Source organism: Bacillus sp. BK450, assembly GCF_004364885.1.
GTDB lineage: Bacteria > Bacillota > Bacilli > Bacillales > Bacillaceae > Bacillus > Bacillus safensis.
In genome coordinates this window covers 169,495-181,885 of the sequence record NZ_SOBQ01000003.1, presented here as the reverse complement: position 1 = coordinate 181,885, position 12,391 = coordinate 169,495, and the positions used below count along the sequence as shown (strand labels likewise).

Sequence of the window (12,391 nt, the reverse complement as noted above, 5' to 3'; positions counted from 1 at the left end):
CCTATACTTAGACTGCCCTTACTCGTTTTATTTAAATAAATAACTTTGATATTTCGTTAATTGAACGCTTGCGTTATAGGCGATCCCGAATCCAATGAGAACAGACAAGACAGAGCTTCCTCCAAAGCTGATAAATAAGAGTGGAATCCCTGTTACAGGCATCACGCCTATGTTCATGCCAATGTTCTGGAACGTATGGATTACAATCAATGCTGTATATCCTACGCAGAAGAATGACGCAAATCGGCTATAAGGATGGATACGGTCAATCAGTACGACAAGCCGGTAAATCAAGAAGAAGAACATGATCACAACAAACGCACAGCCGATAAAGCCAAAGGCTTCACCTATAATGGAGAAAATCATATCCGTTTGTGCTTCAGGAACGTAGACCTTTAAGTTTTTAATGCCATTCCCAAAAATCTGCCCTGCACCAATGGCCATAATCGCCTGCTCTACTTGATATTTATCAGATCCAGATGCATCCTGCGTCTGTGCTTGGTTGGCTGTCGAAGAACTATCAGGCAGCCAAGCGGTAATCCGGTTGATCTGGTACTGCTGAATGCCGATTGTTTTCGCAAAATCAGGGAAGAGAATGATGACGGCTAACACAGCGGCAACCAATAGTACAACCACAGAACCGATGAGAGAGATCAGTTTCCAATTGACCCCTGATAAAAACACCATCACGACAACAATAAACATACAAACAGCCGCAGTCCCTGCATCCTGCAAGAAGATCAGTCCAACTGGTACAGCTGCCACGCCGGCAATTTTTAATAATAGAATAATATCATCTTCTAATGTCCTTTTTCCCCTAGGTGTAGACTTTCCAATGACCGACGCGAGCATCATAATCAGACCAATTTTCATGAACTCTGAAGGCTGAAGTGTTCCAATCCCTGGAAGTATAAACCAACTTTTGGCTCCGTTTTTTATAGGGGCAAAGTCTTTACCCCCAATCTGAGCAGGGCTCAATTTTAAAATAATTAGAAGAAGTATCCCACCTAGAAAGATGTATATACTTAATTTTTCAAGCTGTTCAAGGTCAAAATAATTAATGGCTACAATGCAAATTGCTCCAATGAGATAATAAATAATTTGCCTTGTCCATGCACCACTACCATATTGTTCAAACTGTCCAGCAGCATATATAGAAATGACACTGATGGCAAAGAAGGCTAAAAATATAAAAATCAAATCTCCTTGATAGTAAGGAGATGTATTCTGCTTGTTCATGAACTAACCACCCTTATTACAAAACATAAAAGCCCTTATTTATATTAGATTGAAATTTTCACAAAATCAACTCACCTTAAATATGACGGAAGATACATCCGAAAGGTTCCATTCAATTTTCAAAAAATGAAATACTTTTCATCCTAACAATAGGAAAAAATCCCTCTATACACTTTTCATTCAATCGATCTCAAGTCCTTTAAAAAGTTTATTTTACAGATTTTAAGGGAAAAATTCAATGACCTATGTGGCAATATAACAAGTAAACATCAGATGAGATAAGCTGCACTGAGGAAAGAGGAATAAAACCATTTTGTATGGAATAAGGCCCATTTTCCAATTATTACGTTTACTTCAAAGTCAATTGTGGTATAATACTTGTAACAAAATGTTCACAATATCTCCTAAAAACAGACACAATTGCATCCTGACCTCTCATTTGATTTGAATATCAACTTACAAAGGAGTTGGATACGATGGATATGTTCTTTGCGTACCTATGTATTGCAACGGCTACACCCCTGTTTTTATGGCTGGAAAACAGAAAAATTGCATTAGCATCTATTCCACCCATTATGATTATGTGGATTTTCTTCGGTCTTTACATGACAAGCAGTTTGTCTCCAGCAGGACATACCTTCATGATCGCATTCTTTGCCATTAACGTGATTTTGGCTCACATTGCAGCGTTCCTCATCTACGGACTTCCATTCATTCGCAAAAGATTCAGCAGCCGATAGATATCGCCCAACTATTGGAAGCGTTATCACCATCATGATAAAAACCACTCACCTTCAAGAGATGAGTGGTTTTTTTATTATTTCTCTGAATGCTCAGACTGCTTTGGCGCAGACGGTGAATACCCGTCTTTACTGTTCTCTCCGTGGCTGTAGTGAGCCGCAAAGATCCAAACAGATCCGATGACGAAGATAATCGCACAGAACAGACCAAACAAAGTATTTCCGACTTGAACAGTTCCGTTTTCGCTCTCTGTCATGTGCATAAACATGAACAGCTGCAAGAATGCTTGAATGAACGCAAAACCAAAGATAATCCATAGTTTTGCGGAACTGCCAATTTCAGCTCCAATCGCAATCCAGAATGCTAAGACTGTCAGCACAATGGATAGGATAAAGCCAACTACGTGTTTCCAAGGGAAGTGTTCGTGCTCTGCTGAGGAATGTGTTTTTCCAGCCATATCACAAAAGCCCCCCTAATCCGATCAAGTAAACAGCTGTGAAGATGAAAATCCATACAACATCAAGGAAATGCCAGTATAGACTTGAGATGAAAATCTTCGCTGCTGTTTGTGGAGTTAATCCACGCTTTTTAATTTGGAACAAGATCCCGGTAATCCAGAAGATACCGATCGATACGTGTAGTCCGTGAGTTCCTAAAAGTACAAAGAATGCAGACCAATACGCACTTGTATGGATGCTCGCACCTTCATGTACATAATGGAAGAACTCGAAAAGCTCAAATCCAACGAAGCCTGCACCTAGAAGCAGTGTGAGAATCGTCCAAATGACAACCCCTTTTGTACTTCCACGGCGCATTTCATGAACAGCAATCCCGCATGTAAATGAACTAACCAATAGCAGGAATGTCATGATCAATACAAGCTTCATATCAAACAGCTCAGCTGGTAAAACGCCGCCAGCTGTTCTGCCATGTAGAACAAAGTAGGTCGCAAAAAGTGTTGAGAACAACACGATTTCCGCGCCAAGGAATATCCAGAAACCAAGGATGTTTAAACGTCCGGTTTCAGACTGATATTCAAGCGGTGCATTTGCATAGCTGCTATCATTATGTCCCATTACTTCTGCGCCTCCTTATTCTTTTTCTCTGTTTCAATGACTTCTTCAACAGGAATATAGTAGCCATCGTCATATTCGAATGAACGTAAAATCATCGTTGCGAATACACCGATTAAGCCAATAACACCAATCCAGTACCATTCAAATACAAGACCGAATGCACCAAGTCCAAAGAATGCAGACATGATCAGCGGTCTGCCTGAATTATGCGGCATGTGAATTTTCTTGAATTCTTTTTCAGGATGAACGTCCACATTGTTTTGCTTCCAATGATGGAATGCATCTGGTGTTGTCACTTCTGGAAGTGCTGCAAAGTTATAATGCGGCGGAATTGCAGAAGATGTCGCCCAGTCAAGTGTACGTCCTTCTCCCCAGCTGTCTCCAGACACTTCACGTTTTGAGTGTCTCCAGCTGTAGTAAATGTTGTAGCAAAGGATGATGAATCCGATACCCATCATAAATGCACCAATTGTTGAAATAAAGTTGAGTGCAGTCCAGCCATCTTCTGGTCCATACGTATAAATACGTCTTGGCATTCCTTGCAGTCCTAGGAAGTACTGCGGGAAGAAACAGATGTTAAATCCGATCATGAATACCCAGAAGAACCATTTGCCGATTCTTTCGTTTAACTTGTAACCAAACATTTTTGGATACCAGAAAACAAGACCAGCAAAACAAGCAAATACAGTACCTGCGATTAATACATAGTGGAAGTGGGATACAAGGAAGTACGTGTTATGGTACTGGTAATCCGCAGCTGCCATCGCAAGCATAACCCCAGTTACACCACCGATTACGAAGTTCGGGATGAAACCAAGTGCCCAAAGCATTGGTGATGTAAAGCTGATACGGCCTCGATACATCGTAAAGAGCCAGTTAAAGATTTTCACACCTGTTGGTACAGAAATCGCCATTGTTGTAATCGAGAAGAATGAGTTAACCGCTGCACTGTTCCCCATTGTAAAGAAGTGGTGAACCCACACAAGGAAACTAAGAACAGAGATTGCCACAATTGATACAACCATCGCTTTGTAACCAAACAACTGCTTTCTTGAGAACGTCGCAAAGATTTCTGAGAAAATACCGAAAGCCGGCAGGATAACAATATATACCTCAGGATGTCCCCAAATCCAGAAAAGGTTCGCCCAAAGCATCGGCATACCGCCTGCTTCGAGTGTAAAGAATGCAGAACCGAATAAACGATCAAATGTCATAAGTGCTAAAGCAACTGTTAGTACAGGGAATGCAAACACGATGATGACAGACGTAATCAATGTTGTCCATGTAAACATTGGCATACGCATAAGTGTCATACCTTTTGTACGCATTTTTAAGATGGTCACCATGAAGTTAATACCTGTCATAAGTGTACCAATACCTGCAATTTGGAGCCCGAGCAAGTAGTAGTTCTGTCCAGGTCCTGGTGAGAAATCATTTCCGGCGAGCGGCATGTAACTCGTCCAGCCTGCACTTGGTGATCCCCCAATAACGAAGGAAATGTTGAACAGCATTGCTCCGACCATAAATGTCCAGAAGCTAAGGTTGTTCAAATAAGGGAATGCAACGTCACGTGCACCAATTTGAAGAGGAACAACGACGTTGATTAAACCAATTAAAAATGGCATCGCCATGAATAGAATCATGATCGTACCATGCGTTGTAAAGATTTCATTATAGTGGTTTGAATCTAAAAACGTATTATTAGGAAGCGCCAGCTGCGCGCGCATCATCAGTCCGTCTACCCCACCGCGGAAGAACATAATCACAGCAGCAAGGATATACATGATTCCAAGCTTTTTATGATCAACTGATGTCAGCCATTCTTTCCAAAGCCATTTCCACTTTTTAAAGTAGGTTAAAACAAACACGATGGCAATGGAAGTAAGAGCGATAGAAATTTGCGCACCAAGAATTAATGGGTCTCCAGTTACAAAAAACTCATCCCATTTTAAATGCATAACGGCCTCCTCCTTTCCTTAGTCAGTTTATTCTGTTTCTAATTTTCTTTTATAGTTCTTCACATTCTCGAAAGGATCTGTCTTGGAATGCGGAGAAACTGCTTGATAACCTAAACGTTTGCGTGCTTGGAGTGCATATTCAGAATCTTCTCCGTGCTTCGCAAAGGATAAATGTGTTGATGAGAATGTCTGCACATCTGCAGCATCAGGAAGCATCAAGTAGTCATACGTTTTCTTCGTTAACTTTGGTGCTTCTTTCTTCGTTTTGTTTACCCATTTATCATAGTCAGACTGCGTCATCGCATTGACTTTGAATTTTTGCTGAGCAAAGCCCTCGCCTGTGAAGTTGGCGTTTCTTCCTTGGTATGTGCCTACTTCATCAGCTTGAAGATATTGTTCCATTTCCATTCCAGCCATCGCATACTTCTCCCCGCCTAGCTGAGGAATCCATAGTGATGCCATTGTATCAGCGGAAGTGATTTTGAATAAAACCGGCTGATCTTTTGGAATGTTTAAGTAGTTCACTGTCTCAATATTTTCCTCTGGATAACTAAAGATCCATTTCCAATCAACAGCTGTCGCATAAACGATGAGTGGATCTTTATGGCTTGTTGCTTGAGGTGCCTCTTCCAAAGAGTAAATTGTTTTTACAGTTGGAATCGAAAGAGCAGCAACGATTAATATTGGGATCACTGTCCAGACAACTTCTAGAAGCGTATTCCCGTGTATTTCTGGGTTATAAGAGGCGTTTCCAACGTCCTTACGCTCACGGTATTTAACCAAAATGATGGTAAACAGTACAAATACCGCACCAACGATAAAGAGCATGAATCCAATAGATAAAAGGATTAAGTCTTTTTGTTGTGCTGCGACTGGTCCTTTAGGATCTAAAACAGCGATATTGCTGCAACCTCCTAATACAAAAACACTCACGAGCATCGCTAATAAAAGCATAGGTTTAATGGCTCTGAACAAGAAGATCACCATCCTTCCTTAAATAATGTATAAATTGCTGAATAATTGTGAAAAGCCATCTGCCTTCGAAAACTTTTCTTCCCTTTGTAATGCTATCAAAATCTGTTAGAGTTAGCTTCCCTTTTTTCAAAAGTTCATTTATTTTTCAACAGATTTCTCTCAAAATGTCATAAATTCGACATAAATTTATATTATTGCACACACAATAAATTTCTAGGATTTTGAAAAGTTGAGAGTTGAAGGCAAAGGACAAACAATCAAGAACTTTGTCAAATTTAGGTTTACCACAATAAAAAAGTTTGGTCAAATTTCAATTTAACTTAATGAAATTTTATCTAGGTAAACAATTTCAAAATAGGTATCCCCACATTTAACAAAAACCTTACTTATTTTAACGCAAGTTGACAAGAAAAGAAAGTATCGATCCTCTGACTATGCGGTGTAAGAATTGGCAATCATGATGAATATGTGGAATCCCGCTAAATGACTTCCAGCAAAAAACCGGCTCAGCGCCGGCATTCTGCAGTTATTCTTCTCTCACTAAAATATCAGGGCGTCTATAGATGTCCCCTTCATGCTCAACGTCAATGTATGTCCACTTGCCTGTATAGGTTAAAAAGCGGTTCCCCTCTTTCTCTACGACCATCGTATCCTCTGACTTCAATCCAGGCAATGAAGGGTTCCAAGTAAACACTTGTTGCAGCTGAATTTCTTCCTTCGATGAGGGAACTGCAATGATTTCTCTAGATACAAAGCCCGTTTTTCCCCCTTGATGAAGCTTTTTCCAGCTATCAGGGAAGCCTTCTTTTTCATACTGAGCAATACCTGCTTTCAATACATCTCCCAATGTCTTACCAGGGCGCGTGGCGGCATTCATGACCGTGTCAATTCGTGCAAGCCGCTCTTTGTTCTCTTCAAGCTCCTTTGGAAGCTGACCGAAGTAAACAGACCTTGTGACATTCGCCACGAGTCCATGCCGTTCAGCGCAAAGAACAACAAGCGCATGCTTTTGAAGTTTTTTGTCTGTCGGAATTGGATGACGGTATTGATGAATCCGGTCATCTGTTGCCACAAGCAGTACTTCTATCGTCATTCCCTGCGCGATCGCTTTTTGAGCCGCAAGCGAAGCGATTTCGTGCTCCGTCTGTCCTGGAACGATTTCTTTACAGACACTCTCTGCAATGACTGCTGTTTCATGACAAAGCGTTTCATATTGGCGGAGCTGTGATGCAGAAAGAATGGATCGGACTTGCGACAAATCCGGCTCGATCCATTCGAATCCATCCATTTGAATGTCTGACCCGATCCGTTTGTCTTTTGTGAGTGTTTGAATGTGTGCCGTATCATCCTCAAACCAATCCATCGTTACCACTTGAAATGGGTGATCGATATAGGCCATCTCTTCTTCAATGATCCGCTTTTCTTCCATTTGATTCACAATGAGGACGATGTCGTCTTTTAACACAAGCAGCTTGCACACGCCCTCTGGTGTATTTAACACGATGTGATTTCTTCTTCCTCCTGTCAGCCAGGAGAAGTTATTACGCTTTTGAATCAAGACACCGTCGAGCTGTTTTTCTTCCATTAATGTTCTTACTTGTTCAATCATCTAATCACCTGCCTATATGAGTGTATGAATGAAACGTTTAAAAGCTGTTTTCCCTTGCTCGGTTCTTTTAAACACACCCGCCTGTGAGAGAATACGAGAAAAAATCATACCGACTTCTTTTTGTAAAATGGCTTCTGTATTGTCCTCTGTAAAGGTGTTCTCTTCAAGCAGACGCTTTGCCCATGTTTCGTGTTTTGTGATAGCAGGGCGGGCTTTGATTTCTTCAAGGGGGTTTTTGGATAAGAGCGCTTCTTTTAATTGGCTTAATTCCTCTGCTAATCTACCAGGAAGAACGGCAAGACCCATCACTTCAATTAATCCGATATTCTCTTTTTTAATATGATGGACTTCTTCGTGCGGGTGGAAAATTCCACCCGGGTGCCGCTTGTTTGTACGATTATTGCGCAGCACTAGATCTAATTCATAGTCATCGCCATGGCGGCGTGCAATGGGTGTAATGGTATTATGCGGCGTCTCTCCAGTATGAGCTAGCAGCTCCACTTCTTGATCTGAATACATTTTCCACTTGGTTAAGATAAAGTCTGCGGCGTCTGCAAGCGTCTGCCGGTCGCTGCTTCGAAGCCGGATGACAGACATCGGCCATTTCACAATGCCAGCCCTCACATTCGGAAAGGCATTCAGAGAAAAGACCTCTTCCACCTCCGCTTTCGCCATCGGAAATTCATGCGCACCGCCCTGAAAATGGTCATGACTTAATATACTGCCCCCGACAATCGGAAGGTCGGCGTTCGATCCGATGAAATAGTGCGGGTATATATATATGAAAGAAAGCAATCGTTCAAAGGTCTTTTTGGAGATGCTCATCGGCTCATGTTCGCCTTTGAACACAATGCAGTGCTCGTTGTAATACACATAAGGTGAAAATTGTAGAAACCAAGATTCATCTGTGAGTGTCACAGGAATAATCCGGTGATTCTGTCTCGCTGGATGGTTGATCCGCCCCCCAAACCCAACGTTTTCTTTACAAAGGAGACAAAGAGGATATTGCTTTTGACTAAGCTTTTTGGCTTCAGCGATTGCTTTTGGGTCCTTTTCCGGCTTTGATAGATTAATTGTGATCTCCAGCACGCCATCATCTGTTGGTGTAAACCACTGCACATTTTTGGCGATTCTGCCTGTATGAATATAGTGTGCGTGCTGCTGCATTTCATAGAACCAGCTTGTAGCCGCCTCTGGCCCTTCATGCTGGCGTTTCTCTTCAAACTTTGCGTAGATGACACTTGGAGGCGCCACCAAGCATCCCATGATTTTCGCATCTAGTAAATCGCGATACGTATCCGTCCCCTCAGGGATAAGGCCAGTCTCAGCTGCCCAATCCAGCATCGGCATTAAGATGTCTTCAAGCTCCGCCTCCCCTGAGACTGTTCTTAGCTCAGCTTCATCCAGCCCAAGCACCTCTAGCAGCCGATTTCTCGTATAATCGATATCTAGTCGTGTGATCAGCTCATGATTGATCCCGTATTGAATCAGCTGTTCCAGTTTTTCAAAAATATCAACCGCCATTCTCTCTGTCCCCTCTCTTGCCTGCCTGTTATGCGTTATTTACTCTGGTAGCCGTCTGGATGCTTCTGAAACCAATCCCACGCACTTTGAATGATGGTGTGAAGGTCAGCATATTGAGGTGTCCACCCTAATTCCTGCAACGCTTTTTCAGAAGAAGCAATCAGCTTTGCTGGATCTCCCGCGCGTCTGTCAGCCACCTGTGCTGGGATCGCATGTCCCGTGACGTTTCTAACAGCATCTACTACCTGCTTCACGGAGAAACCAGTGCCATTCCCTAAGTTATATGTTGCACTTTCTTTTCCAGCGCGCAGACGATCAACAGCTAAGATGTGCGCGTCTACTAAATCCATGACATGAATGTAATCCCTAATACACGTGCCATCCTCTGTCTCATAATCATCACCGTAAATCATGATCTGATCTCGTTTTCCTAAAGCCACTTGCAGAATAATCGGAATGAGATGTGTCTCAGGCTGATGATCCTCTCCGACAAGTCCTTCTGTATGAGCGCCAGCTACATTAAAGTAACGAAGCACAACGTATTTCATTCCATATGCCTGCTCAGACCACTTCAGCATTTTTTCAATGGCCAGTTTCGTTTCTCCATAAGGATTGGTTGGATTCGTCTCATCCGTTTCAACGATCGGCACTCGCTTTGGTTCACCATATGTGGCAGCGGTTGAAGAGAAAACGATGTGTTTCACATCAAATTCATTCATCACCTGAAGTAAGGCTGTCGCTCCTCCAACGTTGTTGTCATAGTACTTTAGCGGGTCTGTTACACTCTCGCCGACAAGTGAATCTGCAGCAAAGTGCATCACCGCTTCTATTTGATGTGTTTTGAAAACCTGTCTTAAAAAATCTTGATCTCGTAAATCTCCCTCTTCTAAAACAGCTCCCTCCAAAACAGCTTCTTTGTGGCCTGTCTGCAAATTATCCACTACCACCACTTGTTCACCTTTCGCTAAAAGAGCCGCTACCGCATGGCTGCCAATGTATCCTGCTCCCCCGCACACTAAAATCGTCATTACACTTCCTCCTTCGTAAGTTCTCTTGCGCCGCCTCCAATTCCAGCTGTGTAAAAAGAGGCTTGAATGCCTGTCTTTTCTTGATAAATTGCACCTGTTTCTTCTATAAATGATGCCAGCTGCTTTTCTTTCACAATACTGATCGTGCAGCCGCCAAAACCCGCGCCTGTCATCCGGGAGCCAATCGTTCCAGGATGGAGCCAAGCGGCTTCTGCAAGTGTATCTAGTTCAAATCCAGTCACTTCATAATCATTCTTTAAAGAAAGATGAGATGCCTTCATGAGGGCGCCTAGCTTTTCAATTTTATCATCTTTCAAAAAATTTATCGCTCTCATCGTCCGCTCGTTTTCTGTCACTACGTGTCTTGCACGTTTGCGGCATGTTTCATCCTGAATCAAATGGGCATGTTCGGCAAATTCATCTGCCGTGAGCTCACATAAGTGGGCAAGATCGATTTCTTTTCGTAAATCGTTTAAAGCTGATTGACACTCTGACCGGCGTTCATTGTATTTGGAGTCTGCCAGTGTCCGCTTTTTGTTTGTATTGGCAATGACAAGCGCCAGTCCCTCTTGCCGAAACGGACTGTATTGAAAATCAAGGGTATCGCAATTGAGCAAAATGGCGTGATCTTCTTTTCCAAGAGCAATTGAAAACTGATCCATGATGCCGCAATTGACGCCAATAAATTCATTTTCTGCACGCTGCGAAAGGAGGGCAAGACGGGCATTTGAAACGCCGAATGAATGCCATTCATTGATGAAGACGGCGGTGACAAGCTCAATCGAGGCAGAGGAAGACAGGCCTGCGCCATTGGGAAGATTGCCGCCGTATACAATGTCAAAGCCTTCTTCTATCTTCATCCCTGCTTCGATAAACTGATGGAACACACCCTTCGGATAATTCGCCCAGCCATCCGATTCTAAGTAAGCGATTTCAAAAAGGTCGAATTCTTTCACACCATCGCCATCAAAGTTCAAGGAATACATTCTCACGCGGCCATCTGTCCGCTTTGCACATGCTGCATATGTACCGAGAGTGAGCGCACAAGGGAATACATGACCTCCATTGTAATCTGTATGTTCACCAATCAAGTTCACTCTTCCCGGGGCAAAAAAATAGCGAAGTTCTTCTTCTCTATCCCCAAATTGCTGGTGAAATGCCGTGCGTAACATATCGATCATATCCATTCCCCTTTTCTCTTCTGATACTCTTATTTTAGTTGCGTGAACTGCGTAAGTTCAATGGTAAAAAAATCGTTAAAAAATACCCTTTTTTTGCTGTGAATGGTACGATGTGATATGAGGTGTACCATGATTCAAAAAAGAAAAAGGTTGTTTTTTGCTGTGAAGGAGGTTTTCCAATTTGAAGAAGGAAGCATTTGCATTTCGTTTTCACCATTCTGATGTTACATTGCCGGCACAAATATGGTCTGTTGGCTGGGAGGTTCAATCATCTTCGTTATACAGCTGGAATGGCGTGGAGCGGAAGGATCAGGGCAAGTGCATCTTTCAGCTCACACTGTCTGGACACGGCATGATTGAAATCGGACAGAAGCGGTTTAAAGTCTTGCCGGGGCAGGCCTTTCTTGTGAAAAGCCCTAGTGCCTATCAATATTATTTTCCAGAGGACAGTGAGCATTGGGAATTTCTCTATTTGACGCTTTATGGGGAAGCCTGTGATCTTTGCTTTGACCAATTTATAGATCAAGGAAAGCAGGTCATGCGTTTTCATCCTCATTCCAAACCAATCCGCCTGCTGAAGAAAATTTATGATGAAGCCAGTGAAAGACGGATTACCAATCCATTTGAGGGGTCTAGCCTTGCTTATCAATTTGTCATGGAACTGTATTCATATTTGCCAAAGCTTGAGGGACAAATGGAGAAATGGCCTGAGCCCATCGTCCAAGCGGCCTTGTTTGCCAGCCATCATTTTCACGAGGAAATTGGCCCAGACGATATGGCAGCTGCGGCACGTTTATCCAAAAGTCATTTTACGAGAGAATTCAAAAAGGCCACTGGCTTCACACCTATTCACTACTTAACCAATATCCGGTTAGAAAAGGCGGAAACATTACTAAAAACAACGAAATACTCGATTGAAGAAATCGCCATACAGTGCGGCTACCGAAATGCGAATTACTTGAATAAAGTCTTTCGAAAGAAAATCGGCATGTCTCCAAAGCAACTGCGGGAAACAAGCGATGCATAATAAAAAGCAGCCGCTGCATCATTGGCTGCTTCT

General features: G+C 42.5%; 11 protein-coding genes. 2 read left to right on the top strand and 9 right to left on the bottom strand.

Annotated elements, in window-relative coordinates:
* Positions 1–27 precede the first annotated feature (27 nt).
* A complete protein-coding gene (locus tag EV579_RS10825; RefSeq protein ID WP_133744420.1) occupies positions 28–1,239 on the bottom strand; it encodes an FtsW/RodA/SpoVE family cell cycle protein in 1,212 nt (403 codons plus the stop codon).
* Between the two features lie 476 nt (positions 1,240–1,715).
* On the opposite strand from EV579_RS10825, the gene EV579_RS10820 reads away from it, so the two are divergent.
* The gene (locus tag EV579_RS10820) at positions 1,716–1,979 is read left to right on the top strand and encodes a spore morphogenesis/germination protein YwcE (RefSeq protein WP_008345491.1); all 264 of its coding nucleotides are present in this window, start codon (positions 1,716–1,718) and stop codon (positions 1,977–1,979) included.
* A 77-nt stretch (positions 1,980–2,056) separates the two neighbouring features.
* On the opposite strand, the gene qoxD is transcribed toward EV579_RS10820, so the two are convergent.
* From qoxD to EV579_RS10780, 8 genes are all read right to left on the bottom strand, one after another.
* Complete coding sequence (gene qoxD, locus EV579_RS10815; RefSeq protein WP_012011667.1) at positions 2,057–2,437, bottom strand: cytochrome aa3 quinol oxidase subunit IV; 381 nt, start codon at positions 2,435–2,437, stop codon at positions 2,057–2,059.
* Between the two features lies 1 nt (position 2,438).
* Entirely contained in the window at positions 2,439–3,056 is a 618-nt protein-coding gene (gene qoxC / locus EV579_RS10810) for a cytochrome aa3 quinol oxidase subunit III (RefSeq protein ID WP_024423834.1), read from the bottom strand.
* On the bottom strand, positions 3,056–5,014 hold the full coding sequence (gene qoxB / locus EV579_RS10805) for a cytochrome aa3 quinol oxidase subunit I (protein WP_024423835.1): 1,959 nt from the start codon (positions 5,012–5,014) through the stop codon (positions 3,056–3,058). Before qoxB ends, qoxC begins: the two co-directional genes overlap by 1 nt.
* 27 nt (positions 5,015–5,041) lie before the next feature.
* The gene (gene qoxA, locus EV579_RS10800; protein ID WP_133744664.1) at positions 5,042–5,998 is read right to left on the bottom strand and encodes a cytochrome aa3 quinol oxidase subunit II; all 957 of its coding nucleotides are present in this window, start codon (positions 5,996–5,998) and stop codon (positions 5,042–5,044) included.
* Positions 5,999–6,515: 517 nt separating this feature from the next.
* Positions 6,516–7,598 (bottom strand): M24 family metallopeptidase, encoded by a 1,083-nt coding sequence (locus EV579_RS10795; protein ID WP_133744419.1) that lies wholly within the window; start codon positions 7,596–7,598, stop codon positions 6,516–6,518.
* A gap of 12 nt (positions 7,599–7,610) precedes the next feature.
* On the bottom strand, positions 7,611–9,122 hold the full coding sequence (galT, locus tag EV579_RS10790) for a UDP-glucose--hexose-1-phosphate uridylyltransferase (protein ID WP_133744418.1): 1,512 nt from the start codon (positions 9,120–9,122) through the stop codon (positions 7,611–7,613).
* A 35-nt stretch (positions 9,123–9,157) separates the two neighbouring features.
* Positions 9,158–10,150, bottom strand: a complete 993-nt coding sequence (gene galE, locus EV579_RS10785; protein WP_034621905.1) for a UDP-glucose 4-epimerase GalE — start codon at positions 10,148–10,150, stop codon at positions 9,158–9,160.
* Positions 10,150–11,331, bottom strand: coding sequence for a galactokinase (locus tag EV579_RS10780; RefSeq protein ID WP_481747243.1), 1,182 nt, complete (start codon positions 11,329–11,331; stop codon positions 10,150–10,152). Before EV579_RS10780 ends, galE begins: the two co-directional genes overlap by 1 nt.
* Before the next feature lie 181 nt (positions 11,332–11,512).
* Between EV579_RS10780 and EV579_RS10775 the strand changes: the two genes are divergently transcribed.
* Positions 11,513–12,358: an AraC family transcriptional regulator gene (locus tag EV579_RS10775; protein WP_024423841.1), complete on the top strand. Its 846-nt coding sequence runs from the start codon at positions 11,513–11,515 to the stop codon at positions 12,356–12,358.
* Positions 12,359–12,391 lie beyond the last annotated feature (33 nt).

Coding starts and splice junctions, on each gene's coding strand:
- EV579_RS10825 (WP_133744420.1), bottom strand. CDS start 1,239: ATGAACAAGCAGAATACATCTCCTTACTATCAAGGAGATTTGATTTTT.
- EV579_RS10820 (WP_008345491.1), top strand. CDS start 1,716: ATGGATATGTTCTTTGCGTACCTATGTATTGCAACGGCTACACCCCTG.
- qoxD (WP_012011667.1), bottom strand. CDS start 2,437: ATGGCTGGAAAAACACATTCCTCAGCAGAGCACGAACACTTCCCTTGG.
- qoxC (WP_024423834.1), bottom strand. CDS start 3,056: ATGGGACATAATGATAGCAGCTATGCAAATGCACCGCTTGAATATCAG.
- qoxB (WP_024423835.1), bottom strand. CDS start 5,014: ATGCATTTAAAATGGGATGAGTTTTTTGTAACTGGAGACCCATTAATT.
- EV579_RS10795 (WP_133744419.1), bottom strand. CDS start 7,598: ATGATTGAACAAGTAAGAACATTAATGGAAGAAAAACAGCTCGACGGT.
- galT (WP_133744418.1), bottom strand. CDS start 9,122: ATGGCGGTTGATATTTTTGAAAAACTGGAACAGCTGATTCAATACGGG.
- galE (WP_034621905.1), bottom strand. CDS start 10,150: ATGACGATTTTAGTGTGCGGGGGAGCAGGATACATTGGCAGCCATGCG.
- EV579_RS10780 (WP_481747243.1), bottom strand. CDS start 11,331: ATGATCGATATGTTACGCACGGCATTTCACCAGCAATTTGGGGATAGA.